Here is a 21231-nt window from a genome sequence, read left to right as displayed (position 1 = left end):
CCGTACCAGGGTGGTCTTGCCCGCGCCGTTGGGGCCGAGCAGTCCGAAGATCTCGCCGGCCGCCACCTCGATGTCCACGCCGTCGCTGGCGACGACGGGGGCACCGGTGCTGCGGCGGCGCCGGCCGCGGGGTGCCGGATACGTCTTGACGAGCCCGCGCACCGAGAGCGCGATGGCGGCATCACCGCTGCCCGCTGCTGTCTGCTGCGCGCCGGGCCTCGATTGCCCGGCCCATGCGGTAAGGGGGCCCACAGGCCCCGACCCTACGCGGCGCCGGCGCGGCGCCGGGAGCCGGGGCCTTATTCGGCCCCGGTGCGCACCGTCTCGGTGCGCTCGTCGATCTCCCGCCAGAAGCCGGCCCGGATCGCGTACCGGTCGCGTTCGTCGATCTGGTCGTCCTTGTGCGCCAGCAGTCCGAAGCGGGCGGCGTACCGCAGCAGTTCGCCGTCGATGCGGTGCGGGATGCGCGGATAGTCGGCCGAGAGGGTCCTCAGGTGGGCGAGCGGGGTGGGGCCGCCGATCCGGTCGGCCCAGCGCCGGGCGAAGACCTGGCCGACCTCGAAGGGGTCGCCGCTGACGACGGTGATGTCCTCCTCGCGGTCGGCCCAGCGCTGTTCGGCGGTCGTCAGGTGGGACAGCATCGGCAGCGCGGCCGTCTCGGGGGATTCCTCGGGGCCGCGTTCGACCCAGCCCCGGTCGGAGGACCAGCGCAGCGTGGCGGAGGCGGGCGTGGCCGGTGCCGGCCGGCCCAGGGAGGCCACGTCCTTGGGGGTGGGGACCTTGCCGGCCGGTTCGGTCTCGGGGGCGGCGGGACACGGTTCGGCGGGCCCGGCGGCGGCGGAGGGGACGGGGGTGCCGTTCTTGGCGTGGGCCGGGGGCGCGGAGAGGATCGCGGCGATCTCGGGGCGCGGCTGCGGCTGGGTCTCCTTCACCCGGACGGCCCTGGTGATCCACGCCCGGTCCAGGACCCGGCGTTCGTCGGCCTCGGCGACCAGGTCCTCGGACTGGTTGTAGTCGCCGTCGGCGGCCTGGACGGCCCACAGGTGGACGGCGACCCCGTGTTCCTTGGCCGAGACCAGTCCGGGCAGCAAATCGCCGTCGCCGGTGATGAGCACGATGTCGGCGCAGGCGCGGTTGCGGGCCAGTTCGGTGAGTTCGGCGTGCATGGCGGCGTCCACGCCCTTCTGCGCCCACCGGCCGTCGCTGCGGGTGAGGGCGCCGAGCCGGACGGTGACGCGCGGCATGACGCGCAGGCGCCGGTGTTCGGGCTGGGGGACGCGGTCGGGCGCGCCGTCGAACCAGTAGATCCGCAGCAGGTCACAGCCGGTGTCGGCCTCCGCACGTTCCCGGAGCCCCTGGATGAGGGCGGCATGGTCAACGGTGATGCGGGGGCGGGAGGGTTCACCGGCGAGCAGGCTCGCGGCGGCTCCGAGCAGATACCCGGCATCGACCAGGACGACGCAGCGATCCACGTGGCACCTCTTTCACCGAGCCGTTTTCTGGAGTCTGCCCGACCGCGTCACCGTTATCAGCGTGAACTCGATCATCGGCGTGGCGAGTCGGACGTGAACCGGTCATACCGGGAACAGGAGGAGCCATGACCGAAATGCGAACTCTGTACGATCATGCGAATCTGATCGCGCCATGGATTCCCGTCCCAGGAGGCGATCATGAGCAAGAAGAAGCGCCATCGCGATCAGCAGCGGTCATCGGGCGGCGGCTCCGCCGCGGACGACCGCCGCAGAATGGAACGCGAGCAGCAGCAGATACGCGAGACCGGCATCGATCCCACCCCCTCCGGAAAACCCCGCCGCTTCGGTCACAACTGACCCGGCAGCACGACGAGAGCGCACCCCCGCCGGGGTGCGCTCTCGTCCGTGCGCCCGATTCCGCCGCTCTTCAGTCGGACAGTCCGTGCCGTTCGTGGGCGGCGGCGAAGGTGCCCGCCTCGGACAGTTCCGACGGGACGGAATGGAGCGCGGGTGCCCCCTGATGCACCCGGTCCCACGCCTCGTGCACACAGCGCAGCCGGTCGTCGAATGCGGTTCCGGGAAAATACTCGGCCAGCGCCTGTACGGCCCGGCCGCGCGCGACATGTGCCTCGCGCAAGAGAAATACGGCCTTCTCCACCATTCTGGCTTCCACGGCATTCACCCCTTGAGTGGGCTTCTCGCTCCTCCTCGAAGGTAGCCCCGCGAAGGGATCGTTCGGGCAAAGCCGGGTCCGTATCCGGTAAAGCCGTTCTCATGATCCGACCAACACACCCCTGCGGCGGGACCCATGGCGCCCCGAGGCCGGGCCACCGGCGTGCGCGGAAGGACGCCGGCACGGGAAGCCGGGGCCAACAGCCCTCGGGGACAGCCCGGCCTCAGCAGCCGAACTCCTCCTTGGCCGAGGCCATGAAGGCGGCGGTGAAGTCCTTCATGCGCTCCCGGCCTTCTGCGGTCTCGGATTCCGCAACGTAGTTGCGGACGTTGATCTCCAGGACTTCGATCTCTCCTTCCATTGGGCACGAGGTTCGGACGAATGATCCCCCCGAATCGAGAATCGCATCCTGTCCGCCTATCACATCCTCATATGGGGACCAGATATTATAGGCGCTCGGGGCTGCCCGATAGGACTCCATCAGGTCGAATACCATCGGGTCCGAAAATGCTCTGACAGTGATAGCGATGGCGGCTACCTGATCGACCTGGATTCGGCAACTGTAGACGATCGGCTCAGTGGTATTCAGATTGAGTTTTTCCTGCTCAATCTCCCCCGGGGGAAGCAAAGATCTCAGTGAATCGGGAGATGCCTTGATGCCACAGAGATCAGTCGGGAGCGCATAATCTCCGCCCCCCGAGGAGCATCCACAAGCAGCCACGAGCAAGAGCAACGAGAGGCGCGCGAGCTTCATGACCTAATCATCCCTATCGCCAGTGGAGTTCGCAGCTCCCAAATGACCTGAATTGGCGGCATCCCGCATGATCTGATTGACGTGCGTCTTCCACTGCTCTTCTGGAAAGCCGTCAGGTGCCGGATTATTTGCAATCCACTGCTCGGCAAGACTGTCAAGATATCCATTTCCTTCGGCGTAGTAATCACCTCGGGAACGCTTTAGATCATCCTCCGTCGTCGAGTTGGCCCAATCCACCCACCTGCTGGTCAGCTGATCGACCGAATGCTGCAACGGGGTTCCGATATATGGCGTGTCGCCCAGGGTCGCCCCGATGAAGTTGTACATGTTCTTGCCCGCCCAGGACGAATCATCCTTGTCGATCTCCAGCGCCGCGTAACGTCCCTGCTCAAGAAACCCGATCGATCGTGCGATGTCATCGAGCACATAGACGGGATCTCCAGTGGTATCCGCCTCGATTTGCTCGGCGTACTCGATCACCATTGAGGTCTGCAAGATCTCATAGGATTCCGGACTCCTGGAAATCTGATTCGCTATCTCCGAGAGCTGGGCAGCGTCCAGCGGAAGGTCCCCGCCGGAATGGTTTCGCGCAGTCGCGTGAACATCGCTCCGGTAGTCGCCCAGCATCCGCGCCATGCTCTCCCTCAGCTCCGGAGGGAAGTCGTCTTCCATTCCGGATCCGATTTCCAGTGTTCGCCGGAACAGTCTCTGCTGTTCCGGCGAATGGTCCGGCGGATACGGATGGGACAGATCGGGGTTGACTCCGGTGGTGGCCGCGTAGAGGGCTTCGCCCACCGCGTTCAGGACTTCGTCGCTCTCACCCGGCGCATAAGTCCGCTCTTCGATGAAGTAGACGGCGTTGTCCTGCGGGTTGCCGGACAGGAAGAACTGTGTCGCGGCCTCCGGATTGTGGCTCAGGGCGTTCATCAGGCCGGTGGCCGGGTCGTAGGCGAAGCCGAGGCCGGGCAGCGCGACTCCGGTGGGAGTGGCCCAGCGATGGCCTTCCCCTTCCGGCTGTTCGAAAGCGACCAGCGCGTCACCGTAGGCGGTGAGGTAGCCCGCGTCGTATTCACCGAACCGCATCAGATCGCTCATGATCTGGAAACCGGTCAGGGTGTTCTCATAGCCATGGCCGTAGGGGTCCGTGCCCCTGGTGATGACGTCCGCTTCCCACGCCCCCATCCGATAGTCGCCACTGCGCGTGGCGAGGCCCAGGGTGGTGCCGAGGTTCTCCCGCAACTGGGCCACTGACTGCACATGCTCATGGGTCGGCTCCTGATCGGTTCCCAGCAGGGCCATGTCCGACCAGAAGCCCAGGACTCCGTCCGCTCCCATCCGGGTGGCGAAGTGGACCGCGAAGGATTCGTTGTCCTGGTTGGTCTCGAACAACTCGTTCATCCGGGCCAGGCCCTCGGGAGTCTTGTGCTCCCCGGTCTCGTAGAGCTCGATCACCTCAAGGGCGTCCGCGTACCCCTGCTGACGCTCGGCGGTCTCCCAGCCGTCCGCCGATGGGGCGGCGAAGGGCGCGCCTTCCTCACCCACCAGGTCGTACAAGGCCCGCGCAGCCGTGGTGTCCGCCTCCTCCGAGTTGCCGAGGATCTCCGCGATGCGCCGGGTGATGTAGTCCACGTCGCCCTGCCGGCCCGGATCCTGGAGACCGGTGCCATGGCGATCCAACTGCTCCAGGTACTCGTCCGCATATCCGTGGTTGGACCGCAGGTACACCGCCCCGTCCGGGTAGCGGATGGAGAGATCCAGCTGGGCCGCCTCCTCCGACAGGGCCACCAGGTCGTTCCGCGCCGAACGCTGTTTGTCGGCCAGGGTGAGCAAGACGTCATGGATGGCGGCGGCGATCTCGTGCGCATGGCTGAAGCGCCGCCCAGTGGCGGTCAGGAGGGGTTTAGCCGCCTCCGCCGTCTCCCCGCGCCAATCCAACGGTTCGACCTTGGCCAGCAAGCCTTCCTGCGCAGCCTGTGACAGCTCTCCGAGGCTGCTCGCCAGGGAGCTCCAGTCCTCGGCAGCCGTTTCCAGATTGGCGAGGTTCAGGTTGTACAGCTGCTCATAGGTGGGCATCACGGCCTCCGTTCGCGGCCGTGCCCCACATACCGGTGATCTCTGTGGCGGGCGGGCCCGGTTCCAGAGCCGCGATCACCGGATTGCCGATGGGCAAGGCCGCGTGCACCCGGTGCAACTGGCCGACGATGTCAGCTTCCAGTTCGGTGTGGGATGTGACAGAGGAGTCGAGGCCTTCCTCGATGGTCTGGCAATCCGCCATCAGACCCATGGACTTACGGAAGAACCGGTTGATGGCGGTCGACAGCGCCGAACCACTGGACAGACCGGCGGCCCGCAGATCCGCCGCCGCGCCGGAACTGGAGGCGGTGGCCACTCCGGTGACCGAGGACAGTCCGAACCGCAACTCCCTGGCATCGCCGGCGATCCCGGCCAGCGCCACCGGGTCGAGGGAAAGATCCGCCAGCGGCGACCGGCCCCCCGGGGGCGGGGTGTCACCGACACCGCCGTCCCAGTCCTGGTGGGTTCCCGGGTTGAGCGCCGCATCCTCCGGCGCCGCCGGAGACGGGGGCGGGGGCGGGGGTGAGGATGGAGGCGGGGTGTCGTACCCCGTTCCACCATCCCAGTCCGAGTTCAGTCTGGTGCGTACCGAATCATCCGCCGGCGACATGCCTTCCCCCGTTGTGCGCAACGCTTTGGCCACACTCACCGTATCAAGGGGCCTTCAGGCAGTCACCGGCGTCAAACTGCGGCGAACGACGGCATTGTGCCCCACGACCATGTCCGAACCCAGGCCGGTCCGTACCCGCCGGGGCCCGGCACGGCACCGCGACCCCTACGCCCTCCGCCGCCACACCGTCCACCCGGTCACGGCGACCAGAACGAGAACGACGCCACCACCAACGAGCCAGGGCAGCGAGCCATTGCCGGAAGACTCGGCCGGCGAAGCGGCCCCCGCATCCGCCCCCGGCTCGGGCCCTGCTGCCGGATCGGACTCCGGCTCCGGCGAGGGCGAGGGCGAGGGGGTAGCGGGCGGACTGAGCCGGGCCTCATAGTCACGGAAGATGGGCGGACTGTCCGGGTCCCCCGGATCCCCTTCCCCATCAACGATGACCCGATCGGGCCGCACGATGCCGTACCCGGTCTCATCATCCCGCCGCTGATCATCCGACCGCTCAGCCGTGTTGAGCATGACACGCAGGACCTGGTTCTTCGTCCAGTCCGGATGCTGCGACCAGATGAGGGCGGCAGAGGCGGATGCAAGGGCGGTGGCGGAACTCGTCCCGCCCCGCTCATGCAGACAGAGCGGGCCATCGAGTCCCTCGCAGTGCCAGGGGACATCATTTCCCGGGGCAGCAAGAGCCACCTGCGGGCCATAGGTCGAGTAGGAAGACCGCTCACCCTCTGGCGTCACAGCACCGATACCCACGACGCCATCCAGACTCGCGGGTGGATGAGGTTCGTTTTGGCCCTCAGCTTCATTTCCGGCCGATGCGAAGAAGAGCACTCCCGCCCGTATCGCGGTGTCAACGGCCTCTTTCAAAGGTCCACGGTTGCCAACCACGTCCAATTTGCCACTTGACAGGCTGATGATGTCTGCTCCCGATTCCACCGCGTACTGAATCCCCTCCTTCCATGTCTCAGCGGATTCTGCGGTGAAAAATCCCCGTTCCCCCGTGAAAATGCGAATGGGAAGGATCTTGGCTCCTGGTGCGAGTCCCCGAATACCTCCGTCCTTGCCCGTTCCCGCGATCAGGGTGGCCATGTGAGTGCCGTGTCCGTCCGTGTCAACGTGCGCACCCGATCCATCCATCGTGAAGTCGACGCCGTCAAGAACTTGACCTTGTAGTTCTGGAAGACTGGAGTCAACTCCGGTGTCGAGGACAGCAACGGTGATCCCTTCACCCCTGGCATGCTCCCAGATCTCCTCGGTGCGCATCGATTCGAAGTACCAGGGGTTTTCGGGGGTGCCGACCGCATGAGCGGTGGCGGGTGCGGTGGCGAATATTGCGGTGAGGCCAAGAATGGTAACGAAGGCCCGGCTGGTACTAGTCATGGCTGCTGCCTGTCGTCCTTGCTCTCGTTCCTCTTACGCTTCTTCTTGCTGTCCCTCTTGCGCCCCTGCCCGGGCAGGCCAATGACACCCGTAGGCTTCGGCAATACCCGCTTGCGTTCCCCTCGTTCTCCGCCGCGCCCGTCTACGATGGCTTTACCATAAGTGCCGCGCGGTTCGGCCGGGCTGTCCTTCCTGTAAGGGACCAGCCTGCTGTTGGATGCGTTCATGCCCGGCTGAATCACCCCACCCGCAGGAATACGCGACGCCACCGTCGGCTTCGCGTTCGGCGTGGGTCTCCCACCGAGAAGTCCATAGTTGTTCGCACGCCCCCACGGATTGCCCGCACCAGGGACAGAGCTCCGGCCACCACCCTGGCCCGGACTGGCTCCGGGCGGCCGGCCCACCGGCGGCTGCTGACCACCCGGAACACCCGGCCCGCCAGGCCGGGAAGCGGCAGGCGGTTGCGAACCCGGACCAGCAGGTGGCCCTGACGGCGCACGCACCTCGCCCGGCCGCACAACCGGACCCCGTATCGGCGGCACTTGGCCCTCACCAGCACGCCCGGGACCAGGTTGCTGCGGCCACCCCGGGAACGGACCCACCACCGGCGCCTGACCACCCGGACCACCACCCGTTACCGGCCGCTCAACCACCGGCGGAGGAGACACAGATGGAACCGGAGGAGCAGCCCCGTTCGGCCTCACCCCCACCGAATCCAACGACGTCCCCACACCGTTACTGTCAGCACCAGGTCCGGGTATGGAGATTACGCTTGAGTTTCGCGGCGAACCTGGTTGGGACCCGTTGGGGAACGATGCGACATCGCGGGCCTCGCTCGTATGCGGAGGCGCTTGTGATGGAGCAGGAACTCCACCATAGGACGCGGGCGGGTTCCCAGAACCGCGCCCAACCGAACCGGCTTCCTCGCCCATATCCTCCAAGGGCATCGGCTGGAACTGTGGTTCCCGATGGCTCCCGATGATCGCCGCTGACGTCTTGTACGCGGAGCCCAGACGGGTGATCGCCGCGATGGCTTCCTGGCGGCGCGCTTCCTGTGTGCCATCCGCGACGCCGGGCAACACCGTCTGGAACCCCGGATCGGCAGCGGTGTCTGTCGCCCGGAACCGTTCCGGCTCCGGCATCTCACTCTGAGCCTGACGCAGGGCCACCCCCGCGTTGGTGATCTGCATGCCGACCACGCTCGCGTACGACCCCAGTAGATCCGACTCCAGATAGAAGCGGCTGATCCACTCTCGGAACGCGTCCGCCGCTTGGCCCTGCCACTCCAACTCTCCTGCTGCACGCCAGATCTGCTGACCGACATCAGCGACCCGCTCGGCCACCGCCCCCAGTGCCTCGCCCCGCTGGATCAACGCGTCCGGGTTCGCCCCGGCGAGCAGCCCCGCCAACTCCTCATGTGACATGGTCTCCAGGCGCTCGTCCAGGTGATCCCTGATGGACGCCTGCGGCAGATACCGCTCCCCAGGATCCTCCATGCCGGTTCCCCTCCCCGCGTTCCACCCAACGAACGAAACGTCCGCGTCCCAGAATACGGTCCGCCTCCGACATGCCACTCAGGGCTACCAACCCAACGGCAGCCCACCCCCACCTCACCGCGACGAGGTCAGGGCCTCCGTGAAGCTCTCCCACGCGCCGGAATCGACCGTAACGCAAGAACCGTCCGGGGCCTTCGAGTCGCGCAAGCCCACCCGGGCACCCGTGAAGGCCACTTCGACGCATTGGCCGCCGTTGTCGGAGCTGTAGCTACTCCTGCGCCACACTGTCGCCACCGAGCCGGAGCCACCCGTGGTTGTCACGAACCGCCCTTCCACTCTCGACGAATCGCCGCACGCACGAAGGCACCCCACGCGCCCGAGCCGACGACCAACACAGGCCCATCGGAGACCTTCGAGTCCCGCAGACCCACGACACCGCTCCCCAAGGCAGCCTCGACGCACTGGCCACCGTTGTCTTCGCTGTAGCTACTCCTGCGCCAATCTGCAGCCTCAAGACCCTGAACATCCATCGCGACGCCCTTCTTTGAGTTGATGCGTCCTTACACTTCACCGGCCACACGCAGGATATGGCGTCGTGACTCCTCCGGCCCCAGCGCCGCAGCCTGGAGCCGCGCCCAGAGGGCGGAGTAAGTCCGCACAGCATCCGGACGATCCAGGTAGTCCGCGTCCATGTAGTCCTCCAGGTACACCACATCGGTGCTGGCGTCTTGGTCGAACCTCAGTATCGAGAAGGAAAAGGACGCGGGCACATAACTCTCACCGTCGAAAGGCAAGACCTGCAACTGAACTTTCGGCCTATGTGCCACATCGGCGAGATGCTGCAGCTGCTCACGCATCACGTTGGCGCCGCCGACGTTGCGCCGAAGCACGGACTCGCTCAGGATGACTTCGAACTGCGCCGCGTCTGGCCTGTCGAGGACGCTTGCACGTTCTGTCCTGACCTTGACCTGTCGATCCAAGTCAGCGCCCAACGTTCCGGGGCGCGCGAATACCGACCGTGCGTATGCCTCGGTCTGCAGCATGCCCGGAACGCTCTCCGCCTGGTAACACCGGATATCTGTGGCGTCCTCCTCCAAGTCGAGGTACTGCCGGAACCAGTCCGGGATGACGTTCCGGTAGCCGCTCCACCGCCCCCGTTGCCGTCCCGATCTGGCCAGGTCCCGCATCCAGTCGGCCTGCTCGCCGTCCACCTCATACAGATCCAGCAGGACGTTCAGATCCGTGAGCTTGATGCCGTTCTGGCCGGCTTCCATGCGGCTCACCTTGCTTGACGCCGCATCGATGGCCACGGCCGCCTCGTCCTGAGTCTTCTCCGCCCGCTCACGTGCGCGTTTGAGCGCGATGCCGAGCCTTCGGCGCTGAATTGTCGGTGAAGCCACCTTCACCCACCTCCATCCATGGTCACCCACACGACTGAACTGCACACGGAGAGTATCCAAACTCTAGCCGAGCGCGAGCCCTTCGATCTAATCTAGAAGTCCATTTTAGACCTCGCGAAGGGATGGGCCGCCATGCCCAACACCGACACCTCCAACGAGCCAACCCGCGCCGAGTTCTACCTCGACCGCGTGCGGCGCCTCAGCCACATCGTCGAAGAGGTCACCTCCGACCGTGATCTCGCCGTCCTCCGCGCCCACGAGCACGGGGCCAGTCACCAGGAGATCGCCCAGCGGGCCGACCTCAAGACCGCCGACGTGGACACCGTCGTCATCACCCTCCTCGCCGAGGAGGACATCGCCGACTGGTGCGACGGGCCCGATTACCTGCCCGTGTGGCGGCACCACTACTGATCACAGCCCCCGGCCACCGCTCCCTCACCGGCCGCCGACCCCGCACGTGCCCCCAGCGGCCACCCCAGCGGCCACCCGAGCGCTCCCCACAAGTGGGCCGGATTTCACACCCGCGCCCCCACACGTCGTCCACCGGCACACCCATCCCACCGCGTTAGGGTGGGGAGCCCCCACGCCCCCCTGTGCCCCACCCGCGAGGAGTCCCTGCCACCGTGGCCGACAACTTCGTTCACCTGCATGTTCACACCGAGTACTCGATGCTCGACGGTGCCGCGAAGAACGGCAAGCTGTTCGCCGAAGTCGAACGCCAGGGGATGCCGGCGGTCGCCATGAGCGACCACGGCAACATGTTCGGCGCCTACGAGTTCTTCCAGACGGCCGGGAAGACCGGGGTCAAGCCGATCATCGGCATCGAGGCGTACGTCGCGCCCGAGTCCCGCTTCCACAAGAAGCAGGTCTTCTGGGGCGGCAGCGGACGCGGCCAGGACGCCAGCGGCGAGGGCGGCAAGGACGTCTCCGGCGGTGGCCGGTACACCCACATGACCATGTGGGCGCAGAACGCCCAGGGGCTGCGCAATCTCTTCCGGCTCTCCTCGCTCGCCTCCTTCGAGGGCTACTACATGAAGCCCCGCATGGACCGCGAGCTGATCTCCCAGTACGCCTCCGGCATCATCGCCACCACCGGCTGCCCCTCCGGCGAGGTCCAGACCCGCCTGCGGCTCGGCCAGTTCGACGAGGCCGTCAAGGCCGCCGCCACGTACCAGGACATCTTCGGCAAGGAGAACTACTTCCTGGAACTGATGGACCACGGCCTCGACATCGAGCGCTCGGTCCGTGAGGATCTGCTGCGCATCGCCAAGCAGCTGAACATCCCGCTGCTGGCCACCAACGACTCGCACTACGTCACCGAGGACCAGGCCGACGACCACGACAGCCTGCTGTGCGTCGGCGTGGGCAAGAACAAGGCGGACACCAACCGCTTCAAGTTCAACGGCACCGGCTACTACATCAAGACCTCCGCCGAGATGCGGCAGCTCTTCTCCGAGCTGCCGGAGGCCTGTGACAACACCCTCCTGATCGCCGAGCGCGTCGAGTCGTACAAGGAGGTGTTCGCCTACGAGGACCAGATGCCGCAGTTCGCCGTCCCCGAGGGCGAGACCCAGGCCAGCTGGCTGCGCAAGGAGTGCGAGCGCGGCATCAAGGAGCGGTACGGCGACAACCCGGACCCCGAGGTGCTGGAGCGCCTGGAGACCGAGCTGAGCGTCATCACCCCGATGGGCTTCGACTCCTACTTCCTCGTCGTCTCCGACATCTGCAAGTACGGCCGCGACAACGGCGTCCCGGTCGGCCCCGGCCGTGGCTCGGCCGCCGGCTCCCTGGTCGCCTACCTGACCCGCATCACCGACGTCGACCCGCTCAAGCACGGGCTGCTCTTCGAGCGGTTCCTCAACCCCGAGCGCATCAACCCCCCGGATGTCGACCTCGACTTCGACGACCGCCAGCGCGACGTCATGGTGCGGTACCTCACCGAGAAGTACGGCGAGGCCTACACCGCCCAGGTGAACACCTTCGGCACCATCAAGGCCAAGGCGGCCATCAAGGACGCCAACCGCATCCTCGGCTTCCCCTTCTCCATGGGCGACCGCATCACCAAGGCGATGCCGCCGGACGTCATGGGCAAGAGCATCCCGCTCTCCGGCATCTTCGATCCCGAGCACCCCCGGTACTCCGAGGCGTCCGAGATCCGCTCGATGTACGAGAACGAGCCGGACGTCAAGAAGATCATCGACACCGCCCGCGGCATCGAGGGCCTCACCCGCGGCACCGGCGTGCACGCCGCCGCCGTCATCCTCTCCCGCACCCCCCTGCTGGACCTGATCCCGATGCACAAGCGGGACCGGGACGGCACGATCATCACCGGCTTCTCGTATCCCGACTGCGAGGAGATGGGCCTGATCAAGATGGACTTCCTGGGTCTGCGGAACCTGGGCATCATCGATCACGCCATCAAGATCATCAAGGAGAACCGGGGCATCGAGGTCGACACCAGCACCATCGAGCTGGACGACAAGCCCACCTACGAGCTGCTGGCCCGCGGCGACACCCTCGGCGTGTTCCAGCTCGACGGCACCGCCATGCGCTCCCTGCTGCGCCTGATGCAGCCCGACCGCTTCGACGACATTTCCGCCGTCCTCGCGCTCTACCGCCCCGGCCCGATGGGCGTCGACTCGCACACCAACTACGCGCTGCGCAAGATCGGCCGCCAGGAGATCACCCCGATCCACCCGGAGCTGGAGGAGCCGCTGCGGGAGGTCCTCGACCCCACCTACGGCCTCATCGTCTACCAGGAGCAGGTGCAGAAGGCCGCCCAGATCCTCGCCGGGTACAGCCTCGGCCAGGCCGACCTGCTGCGCCGCGCCATGGGCAAGAAGAAGCCCGAGGTGCTGGCCAAGGAGTTCGTCCCCTTCCAGAAGGGCTGCCGGGAACGCGGCTACTCGGACGAGGCGATCCAGGCCGTGTGGGACGTCCTGGTCCCCTTCTCCGGCTACGCGTTCAACAAGTCGCACACCGTCGCGTACGGCATGGTGGCGTACTGGACCGCCTATCTGAAGGCCAACTACCCCGCCGAGTACATGGCGGCCCTGCTCACCTCGGTCGACAACGACAAGGACAAGACCGCCATCTACCTGGCGGAGTGCCGCCGCCTCGGCATCAAGATCCTCTCCCCCGACGTGAACGAGTCCGTCGCCGACTTCTCCGCCATCGGCGAGGACGTCCGCTTCGGCCTGAAGTCCATCCGCAACGTCGGCGCCAACGTCATCGAGTCCCTGGTGAACACCCGCAAGTCCAAGGGCAAGTACACCTCCTTCGCCGACTTCCTCGACAAGTCCGAGATCGTGGTCTGCAACAAGCGCACCATCGACTCCCTCATCAAGGCCGGCGCCTTCGACTCCCTCGGCCACACCCGCAAGGGCCTGTGCGACATCCACGAGAGCGCCGTCGACGCCGTCATCCCGGTCAAGAAGCAGCAGGCCATCGGCCAGGACGACCTGTTCGGCTCCATCGACACCGGTGACGACGCCCCCACCATCGGCCTCGACTTCGCCATCAGCGACCAGGAGTGGAACCGCAAGGCCAAGCTCTCCCTGGAGCGCGAGATGCTCGGCCTGTACGTCTCCTCCCACCCCCTGGACGGCGCCGAGCACATCCTGGCCCGCAGCCGCGACACCTCCATCGCCGAACTGCTGAACTCCGGCCGCACCGAGGGCGAGGCCAAGATCGCCGGCCTGATCACCGGCATCGACCGCCGGCTGAACAAGCAGGGCGACCCGTGGGCCATCGTCACGATCGCCGACCGGGACGCCAGCATGGAGGTGCTGTTCTTCCCCAAGTCGTACGCCCTCGTCCAGCACGAGCTGATCGACGACAACGTGCTCTCGGTCCGGGGCCGTATCAACGAGCGCGACGGCGCCATCAGCCTCTTCGGCCAGGAGATCACCGCCCTGGACATCTCCTCCGCCGAGCACGGCGGCAAGCCGCCCGTCCTGCTGGTCCTCCCCGAGCACCGGATCAACGGCCGCGCCATCCGCGAGCTGAAGCGCACCCTGAAGGCGCACCCCGGCGACTCCCCGGTCCGCCTCAAGGTCGAGGGCCGGCAGAAGACCACGATCTTCGAGCTGGGCTTCCTGGTGAACCCGGAGAACATCGCCTCCGACATCAAGGGCGGATTCGGTCCCTCGGCGTGGGCGGGCATCGCGTTGTGAGCGTCACCCCCGTACCGGTCGGGGGCCCACCCGTGGCACACTCGGCACGATGGGCATAACCAGCGGACCCGGCATACGCGCGGCGCGCGCCGCCATCTTCAGCGCGCTGTGCGTCGCGCTGGCGTCCGCCGCCCACGTCCTGCTCTCCGGCGCCCCGCTGCCGCTGCCCACCGTGGCCGGCGTCACAGCGGGGGTCTTCGCCCTCGCCTATGTCCTGGCCGGCAGCGGCGAGCGCGGCTACTGGCAGATCGCCGGGCTGCTGCTGCCGCTCCAGCTGGCCGCCGACACCGTCTTCACCGCGGGACAGGCCGCCTGCTACGGCACCGGCGAGGAGCCCTTCCCGCGCCCGCTGCGCTTTCTCGGCCTTGACCTGATCTGCGCGGGCGGCGACTTCGGTACGCCGCTGGCCCGGCTCGCCGCCGGGGACCAGACCGCGCTGGCCACCCCCGTGCACCCGGCGCTGCCCTGGCTGCTGCTCGGCGCCCACCTCGGCATCGGCCTCGCCGCCGCCGGCTGGCTGCGCTGCGGCGAGGCGGCACTGGCCCGGCTGCTGCACGCCGCCGTGGCCGCCACCTTCCGGCCGCTGCTGATCGCCGCCGCCGTCCACCGCGCCCCCGCGGCGGACCGCCCGGCGCTCCCCGCCGGCCCGCACCGCCACCGGCCGCTGGGCGCCGGCGCGCTGCTCACCCACTCCGTGTCCCTGCGCGGGCCACCGTGTGATCTGCGCCTCGCCGCCTGATCATCACCCCGAGCACAGCCGATACGGACACCACGGAGACCATCACCATGAGCAAGCGCAACTCCCAGGAAGCCAAGCGCGAGGCCCGCGAGCGGCTGAAGGCCGAACGCGAGAAGCAGGCCAGGCGCGACAAGATCCGCCGCCAGCTGACGGTCGGCGGCTCGGCCCTCGCCATCCTCGCGATAGCCGGCGGCATCGGCTTCGCCATCGCCAACAACACCGGCGGCGGCAGCGACAGCACCGACTGGAGCGCGGCCCGCGACATCCTGGACAACGGCGGCACCCCCGCCGACGACAGCGCCGCCGGGGACGGGGCGAACTACCCCACCGAGGCCCCGGCCAACACCGCCGGTGACGACGGCCTCACCATCCAGGTCGGCGACCCGGACGCGGCGAACACCGTCACCCTGTACGAGGACCCGCGCTGCCCGGCCTGCGCCGCCTTCGAACAGGCGATGGGCGAAACGTTCAAGCAGGGCATCGAGGACGGCAGCTACAAGGTCGAGTTCGTGTTCGGCACCTTCCTCGACAACAGCTTCCCCGGCAACGGCTCCAAGAACGCCGTGGCCGCCATGGGTGCCGCCCTCAACGTCAGCCCCGAGGCGTTCCTCGACTTCCACCAGGCGCTGTACTCCGAGGAGTGGCACCCGGCCGAGAACAAGGACGGCTTCACGGACGAGTACCTCATCGAGATCGGCGACAGCGTCCCGGAGCTGAAGGACAACCAGGAGTTCCAGGACGCCATCACCAACAGCACCTACGCCACGTGGGCGCTGCAGATGTCGGACAAGTTCGACGGTGCCTCGGTCCGGGGCACCCCGTCCGTCTCGATCAACGGTGAACGGCTGGAGAAGGTCCCCTACTCCCCCGCGGACCTGGACGCCGCCCTGGCCGCCAACCCGGCCGAGTGACCCCCCGCTGAGCCCGGCCGGCCCCGCCCGGCCGGGCTTGGCCGTGTCTTTCGGATCTTCACGGGGCCGCGACGCCGGCCACGGCACCTCGCCGCGCTGTCGCATCTCGCGAGGACGACCCGGTACGAGCCGGGTTCCTCCGCCCCGCGACGCACCGCATCCGACGGCGCGGCCCGATCCACGAAGCTCCGAAAGACACGGCCTACCCCACCTCGTCCACGAACGCCAGCGCCACCCGCCAGGTCGCCTCCGCCGCCTGCGCGTCGTAGTCCGGCAGATCCGGGTCGGTGTACAGATGTCCGGCCCCCGGATACGGGAAGACCTCCGCCTCCGCGCCGGTCCGCCCGATCCGCAGATACCAGGCCGTCAGCCAGTCGTGCGGCTCGAACGGGTCGGGGTCGGCCACATGCAGCTGGACCGGCAGCCCGTCCACCGAGGCGTCCTCGGCGATGTCGGCGGTGCCGTGCAGGAGCAGCAGACCGCGCGCCTTCACATCCCCCAGCGCCAGGGTCTGCGCCAGCGAGGCGCCCAGCGAGAACCCGGCGTACACCAGGCCCGCGTCCGAGTACGGCGCGGTGGCGGCGATGGCGCGGCGCAGCAGCTCGTCCCGGCCGATCTCGTCCTTGATCTCCATCCCCTCCTCCACGGTGTCCGCGGTCCTGCCGTCGTACAGGTCGGGAACGACCACCCGGTGCCCGGCGGCCCGCAGCCGCTCCGCCGCCGCGTGCACGGCGGGCCGCAGCCCGTAGGCGGAGTGGAACAGCACAACATCGGCCATGGTCGGATCGCCTTCCCACAGGGGCACTCTTGCTCAGGCTCCTCATCCTGCCAGTAGCCTTGCCGGATGGGCGCGCCGCGTGGGCGCCCGCCCGGGACCGCGACCACGGAGGACTGAACCACCCATGGATGATGTGCTGCGGCCACTGCTGGTGATCGGTGGCACCATCACCCTCACGCTCGTCATCGGCTGGCTGATCGACCGCGCCCTGCGCGCCGCCGACCGCCGGCACCCGGAGACCCGGCTGTGGTCCCTGCTCCGCTCGTGCCAGCTGCCGCTGCAGATCCTGCTCGGCTCGGCGGCCGTCCAGATCAGCTACGCGGCGTGGGACCTGGCCCTGGGGCGCGGCGACGTCATCCCGAAGATGCTGGCCACCCTGACGATCGCCGCGGCCGCCTGGCTGGTGATACGCGCCGCGGACGCGGTCGGCGAGAACACCCTGGCCCGGTACGAGGCCCGCACGGACGACCTCGCCCGGGCCCGCCAGTTCCGCACCCAGCTGACGATGCTGCGCCGGGTGGTCACCACGGTGCTGGCCATCGTGGCCTCGGCGGTGGCGATCCTGCTGCTCTTCCCGGACCTGCGGACGCTGGGCACCTCGATGCTGGCGTCGGCCGGTGTGATCGGTGTCATCGCCGGTGTGGCGGCCCAGTCGATGCTGGGCAATCTGTTCGCCGGGCTCCAGATCGCCTTCGGCGAGTCGGTGAAGATCGGTGACACCGTGGTCGTGGACGGCGAGTGGGGCACGGTCGAGGAGCTGTCGCTGGCGTTCCTGACGATCCGCATCTGGGACGACCGCCGGCTCACGATGCCGGTGTCGTACTTCAACAGCCGCCCCTACGAGAACTGGTCGCGCGGCGGCCACGAGATCACGGCGACGGTCTATCTCCATCTGGATCACGCGACCCCGGTCCCCGAGCTGCGCAAGCGGCTCCAGGACTTCCTGCTGGGCCGCGCGGACTGGGACGGCCGGGTGTGGAGCCTGGTGGTGACGGATTCCACCCCGACCACGATCCAGGTCCGCGCGGCGATGTCGGCGAAGGACTCCAGTGACGCCTGGACCCTGCGGTGCGCGGTCCGCGAGGAACTGATCGCCTGGCTCCGCGACCACCACCCCTACGCCCTCCCCCGCGTCCCCACCGCCCCGGCGGCGATCCCCCCGGCCAGAGAACACCCGGCCACCTGACCCCACCCGGCACACCCACAACGGCCCGGGGCCGCCTCCTCCCGCCGGATACCGTCCGGCCGCCCGCCCGGCTGCGCGCGCCACCGGCCACCGTGCCGCCAACGCCCGGAACACGGCGGCGACAGCGCCACCCGCCAGGGGACCCGGCCGCGCAGCAAGCGTCCCGCGCCGACCACGGACCTCACCCGCTCGCCGCGACCGCCCCGGCGAGCGGGCCTCCGCCCCTGGCCACGGGCCATCGGCCGCTCCCGCCGCCCACCACCGTCCCGCAGCGGCCCACCGGGCCCAGCCGGCACGGCGCCCAGTGGACACCGCCCGCCCGCACGTCAACCGCGACACCCCGCGCCCTCGCCGCCAGGCGACCCCCGCCACGCAGCGGCCCGCGCCCGCCTTCGGCGCTTGCCGGCCAGGCTAGAGGCTGCGCTGGTCCAGCTGCCGCAGGACGCGGTCCACCACCTCCGGGTCGGAGCCCGGTTCGCTGCGCGCGGCCAGCACCTCGTGCCGGGCCGCCGACAGCAGTTCCGCGTTCAGGCGGTGCAGGTGCCGCAGATGGCCGGCCCGTTTCTGGAAGGCTTCGCGCCGTTCGTCGTCGGCGATGCGCGGCGAGATCCGTACCCCGATCTCGTACGCCCGGCGCAGCAGGATCTCGGAGACCTCCTCCGGCAGCCGGTCCCCCTCGGCCTCCTCGATCTCCCGCAGCCGCCGTTTGGCGGCTTGCGCCGCCCGCACCGCCAGGTCGTGTTCCAGTTCCTCCTCGGCCGCGCTGTCCGCCCGCACGCCCAGCCGGCCGGCCAGCCAGGGCAGGGTGAGCCCCTGGAGCAGCAGGGTGCCGATGACGACGACGAACCCGATGAAGATGATCGCGTCCCGTTCCGGGAAGTCCGCCCCGGCGTCGGTGCTGAGCGGGATGGCGAGGGCGAGGGCCACGGAGGCCACGCCGCGCATGCCCGACCACCACATGATCAGCGTCTCGCGCGGGCTGACCGGGATCTCCTCGGCGTAGTCGGTGCGCCGGTGGAGCCGCTGGGTGAGCCAGGAGGCGGGCAGCAGCCACAGCAGCCGGACCAGGATCACCACGGCCAGGACCAGTCCGGCGGCCGGGAGCAGTTCGCGCCAGCGTTCGCCTGCGGTGCCGGCCACGTTGTGGAGTTCGAGGCCGATGAGGCCGAAGGCGACGCCGGTCACCAGGGTGTCGATGATGGACCAGAAGGCGTGGCCGGTCATCCGTCCGGCGACGTCGTCGGCGTCGGCCGACCCCTCGCTGAGGAAGATGGCGGTGACGAGGACGGCCAGCACCCCGGAGCCGTGCATCTGCTCGGCGAGCACATAGGACGCGAACGGCACGAGCAGCGTCATGCCGGTCCGCAGGGTGGCGTCACCCAGCAGGGCCAGCACCTTGACCGTGGCCCAGCCGAGCACCACGCCGACCACGATGGCCAGCGCCGCGGACAGCAGCAGTTCGCCGCCGGCCGAGCCCACCGAGAAGGTTCCGGTGAGGGTCGCGGCGATGGCGACGTGGTAGAGGGTGATGGCCGTCACGTCGTTGAAGAGGCCCTCGCCCTCCAGGATGGACACCATCCGGCGGGGCAGCCCGATCCGTCCGGCCACGGCGGTGGCGGCGATCGGGTCGGGCGGTGCCACCAGCGCACCGAGGGCCACGGCGGCGGCCAGCGGCAGCCCGGGGACGACGGTGTGGGCCACGGCCGCGACGGCGGCGGTGGTGACGAAGACCAGCGCCACCGCCAGCAGCAGGATGGGGCGCAGATTGGCGGTGAACTGCCGCCAGGAGGTGCGCTGCACGGCGGCGTAGAGCAGCGGCGGCAGCACCAGCGGCAGGATCAGCTCGGGCGCGACGTCGACGTTCGGTACGAAGGGCAGCAGCGCCAGGACGCCGCCGAACACGGTCATCAGTACCGGCGCGGGCAGCGAGATCCGGTCCCCGAGCGGCACGGTGACCACGGCACCGAGCAGCAGGACGAACAGGAGGGTGAGCTGGTCCATTCAGTTGATCCTAAGGCCGCCCCGGGGAATTCCGGGGAAACGCCCGGATACGGGAGGGAACACCCCGGTCCCCTCCCCCGGTCACCCGCTCAGGCGCTCTCGGCGCGCACCCGGTCCAGGGCCCGCCGCAGGTCCTCGGGGTACTCGCTGGCGAACTCGGCCCACTGCCCGTCCCCGGGGTGGGTGAACCCCAGCCGCACCGCGTGCAGCCACTGCCGGGTGAGCCCGAGCCGCTTGGCGAGGGTGGGGTCGGCCCCGTACGTCAGGTCTCCCACGCAGGGGTGCCGGTGGGCCGACATGTGCACCCGGATCTGGTGGGTGCGCCCGGTCTCCAGCTTGACGTCGAGCAGACTGGCCGCCCGGAACGCCTCGATCAGGTCGTAGTGCGTGACCGAGGGCTTGCCCTCCGCCGTGACGGCCCACTTGTAGTCGTGCTGGGGGTGCCGTCCGATGGGGGCGTCGATGGTGCCGCTGAGCGGATCGGGGTGGCCCTGGACGAGGGTGTGGTAGCGCTTGTCGACGGTGCGCTCCCGGAACTGCTGCTTGAGCAGCGAGTACGCGCGCTCCGACTTGGCCACCACCATCAGGCCGGAGGTGCCGACGTCCAGCCGGTGGACGATGCCCTGCCGCTCGGCCGCGCCCGAGGTGGCGATCCGGTAGCCGGCGGCGGCGAGGCCGCCGATGACGGTGGGGCCGCTCCAGCCGGGGCTGGGGTGGGCGGCGACACCGACCGGCTTGTTCACCACGACGAGTTCGTCGTCGTCGTGGACGATCTCCATGCCCTCCACCGGCTCGGCCACCACGGTGACCGCGCCGGGCGGCGGGGGCATCTCGACCTCGATCCAGGAACCGCCGGTGACCCGCTCGGACTTGCCGACCTCGGCCCCGTCCAGGCGCACCTTTCCCGCGGCGGCCAGTTCGGCCGCCTTGGTGCGGGAGAAGCCGAGCATCCGGGCGAGGGCGGCGTCGACCCGCTCCCCTTCCAGGCCGTCGGGTACGGGAAGGGTCCGGGTCTCGGGAAGCGCACTCACCCGAATGAGTATGCCCGAGGCGGCTCAGTCCTTGTGCACGGTGCCGTCGGGGTCGAGCCCGCGGAACGACAGGATGACGATCAGGATGCCGCCGCAGACGATGGCCGAGTCGGCCAGGTTGAACACCGAGAAGTGCTGGACCGAGATGAAGTCCACCACATGCCCCTCGAACACCCCGGGGGCCCGGAACAGCCGGTCGGTGAGGTTGCCGAACGCGCCGCCCAGCAGCATGCCCAGCGCGATCGCCCACGGCGTGCTGTACAGCTTCCTGGCCAGCCGGATGATCACCACGACCACCGTGGCGGCCACGGCGGTCAGGAAGACGGTCAGCGCCTCGCCGAAGCCGAACGCGGCGCCGCCGTTGCGGATCACCGAGAAGCGCACCCACTCGCCGATGACCTCGATGGACCGCTGGTGCTCCAGCCACTCCACCGCGGCGATCTTGGTGACCAGGTCGAGCACGAAGGCGAACGCCGCCACGCCGGCCAGCACGCCGATCCGGCGGCGCCGCGGCGCCGCCGGATCCGCCTCGGGCCCGTCCCCGGC

General features: G+C 68.7%; 20 protein-coding genes. 6 read left to right on the top strand and 14 right to left on the bottom strand.

Features of this window, described 5'->3' with window-relative positions:
- Both ACFV5N_RS10260 and ACFV5N_RS10255 read right to left on the bottom strand, forming a co-directional pair.
- Positions 1-174: ATP-binding cassette domain-containing protein (locus tag ACFV5N_RS10260; protein WP_385596738.1), on the bottom strand; the 174-nt coding region annotated here is incomplete at its 3' end.
- A 125-nt stretch (positions 175-299) separates the two neighbouring features.
- Positions 300-1472 (bottom strand): NYN domain-containing protein, encoded by a 1173-nt coding sequence (locus tag ACFV5N_RS10255; RefSeq protein ID WP_385596733.1) that lies wholly within the window; start codon positions 1470-1472, stop codon positions 300-302.
- A 198-nt stretch (positions 1473-1670) separates the two neighbouring features.
- On the opposite strand from ACFV5N_RS10255, the gene ACFV5N_RS10250 reads away from it, so the two are divergent.
- A complete protein-coding gene (locus tag ACFV5N_RS10250) occupies positions 1671-1829 on the top strand; it encodes a hypothetical protein (RefSeq protein WP_385596730.1) in 159 nt (52 codons plus the stop codon).
- 70 nt (positions 1830-1899) lie between these two features.
- On the opposite strand, the gene ACFV5N_RS10245 is transcribed toward ACFV5N_RS10250, so the two are convergent.
- The 8 genes from ACFV5N_RS10245 to ACFV5N_RS10210 form a co-directional block, all read right to left on the bottom strand.
- Positions 1900-2133, bottom strand: a complete 234-nt coding sequence (locus ACFV5N_RS10245; protein ID WP_375065350.1) for a hypothetical protein — start codon at positions 2131-2133, stop codon at positions 1900-1902.
- A 235-nt stretch (positions 2134-2368) separates the two neighbouring features.
- The gene (locus ACFV5N_RS10240) at positions 2369-2899 is read right to left on the bottom strand and encodes a hypothetical protein (protein WP_385596727.1); all 531 of its coding nucleotides are present in this window, start codon (positions 2897-2899) and stop codon (positions 2369-2371) included.
- A 3-nt stretch (positions 2900-2902) separates the two neighbouring features.
- Positions 2903-4972, bottom strand: a complete 2070-nt coding sequence (locus ACFV5N_RS10235; protein WP_385596724.1) for a hypothetical protein — start codon at positions 4970-4972, stop codon at positions 2903-2905.
- The gene (locus ACFV5N_RS10230) at positions 4959-5354 is read right to left on the bottom strand and encodes a hypothetical protein (protein ID WP_385596723.1); all 396 of its coding nucleotides are present in this window, start codon (positions 5352-5354) and stop codon (positions 4959-4961) included. The genes ACFV5N_RS10235 and ACFV5N_RS10230 overlap by 14 nt, the downstream gene beginning before the upstream one ends.
- Positions 5355-5747: 393 nt before the next feature.
- On the bottom strand, positions 5748-6968 hold the full coding sequence (locus tag ACFV5N_RS10225) for a S8 family serine peptidase (protein ID WP_385596720.1): 1221 nt from the start codon (positions 6966-6968) through the stop codon (positions 5748-5750).
- A gap of 1610 nt (positions 6969-8578) precedes the next feature.
- The gene (locus ACFV5N_RS10220) at positions 8579-8749 is read right to left on the bottom strand and encodes a DUF397 domain-containing protein (protein ID WP_385596736.1); all 171 of its coding nucleotides are present in this window, start codon (positions 8747-8749) and stop codon (positions 8579-8581) included.
- A gap of 32 nt (positions 8750-8781) precedes the next feature.
- On the bottom strand, positions 8782-8994 hold the full coding sequence (locus ACFV5N_RS10215) for a DUF397 domain-containing protein (protein ID WP_385596718.1): 213 nt from the start codon (positions 8992-8994) through the stop codon (positions 8782-8784).
- 30 nt (positions 8995-9024) lie between these two features.
- Complete coding sequence (locus ACFV5N_RS10210) at positions 9025-9864, bottom strand: helix-turn-helix domain-containing protein (protein WP_385596716.1); 840 nt, start codon at positions 9862-9864, stop codon at positions 9025-9027.
- A 132-nt stretch (positions 9865-9996) separates the two neighbouring features.
- On the opposite strand from ACFV5N_RS10210, the gene ACFV5N_RS10205 reads away from it, so the two are divergent.
- The 4 genes from ACFV5N_RS10205 to ACFV5N_RS10190 all read left to right on the top strand — a co-directional run bounded on the left by ACFV5N_RS10205 (position 9997) and on the right by ACFV5N_RS10190 (position 15689).
- Positions 9997-10275 (top strand): hypothetical protein, encoded by a 279-nt coding sequence (locus ACFV5N_RS10205; RefSeq protein ID WP_385596714.1) that lies wholly within the window; start codon positions 9997-9999, stop codon positions 10273-10275.
- A gap of 212 nt (positions 10276-10487) precedes the next feature.
- Positions 10488-14039: a DNA polymerase III subunit alpha gene (dnaE, locus tag ACFV5N_RS10200; protein ID WP_385596711.1), complete on the top strand. Its 3552-nt coding sequence runs from the start codon at positions 10488-10490 to the stop codon at positions 14037-14039.
- Positions 14040-14088: 49 nt separating this feature from the next.
- Positions 14089-14778, top strand: a complete 690-nt coding sequence (locus tag ACFV5N_RS10195) for a hypothetical protein (protein ID WP_385596708.1) — start codon at positions 14089-14091, stop codon at positions 14776-14778.
- A 47-nt stretch (positions 14779-14825) separates the two neighbouring features.
- Positions 14826-15689, top strand: coding sequence for a thioredoxin domain-containing protein (locus tag ACFV5N_RS10190; protein ID WP_385596706.1), 864 nt, complete (start codon positions 14826-14828; stop codon positions 15687-15689).
- A 202-nt stretch (positions 15690-15891) separates the two neighbouring features.
- On the opposite strand, the gene ACFV5N_RS10185 is transcribed toward ACFV5N_RS10190, so the two are convergent.
- Positions 15892-16467 carry a dienelactone hydrolase family protein gene (locus tag ACFV5N_RS10185; RefSeq protein WP_385596703.1) on the bottom strand — a complete coding sequence of 192 codons (576 nt, stop codon included), beginning with the start codon at positions 16465-16467 and terminating at the stop codon, positions 15892-15894.
- Between the two features lie 124 nt (positions 16468-16591).
- Here ACFV5N_RS10185 and ACFV5N_RS10180 point away from each other — a divergent pair, with 124 nt between their 5' ends.
- Positions 16592-17653, top strand: a complete 1062-nt coding sequence (locus ACFV5N_RS10180) for a mechanosensitive ion channel family protein (protein ID WP_385596701.1) — start codon at positions 16592-16594, stop codon at positions 17651-17653.
- Between the two features lie 411 nt (positions 17654-18064).
- On the opposite strand, the gene ACFV5N_RS10175 is transcribed toward ACFV5N_RS10180, so the two are convergent.
- The 3 genes from ACFV5N_RS10175 to lspA all read right to left on the bottom strand — a co-directional run.
- On the bottom strand, positions 18065-19654 hold the full coding sequence (locus ACFV5N_RS10175; protein ID WP_385596698.1) for a Na+/H+ antiporter: 1590 nt from the start codon (positions 19652-19654) through the stop codon (positions 18065-18067).
- Positions 19655-19743: 89 nt separating this feature from the next.
- Positions 19744-20685 (bottom strand): RluA family pseudouridine synthase, encoded by a 942-nt coding sequence (locus tag ACFV5N_RS10170; RefSeq protein ID WP_385596695.1) that lies wholly within the window; start codon positions 20683-20685, stop codon positions 19744-19746.
- Between the two features lie 24 nt (positions 20686-20709).
- The coding region (gene lspA / locus ACFV5N_RS10165; protein WP_385596692.1) for a signal peptidase II at positions 20710-21231 on the bottom strand (522 nt) is incomplete at its 5' end.

Origin of the sequence: Streptomyces sp. NPDC059853, from assembly GCF_042731495.1 — a bacterium.
In the GTDB taxonomy this organism is placed as follows: domain Bacteria; phylum Actinomycetota; class Actinomycetes; order Streptomycetales; family Streptomycetaceae; genus Streptomyces.
This window is presented reverse-complemented; position numbering and strand designations above follow the sequence as displayed.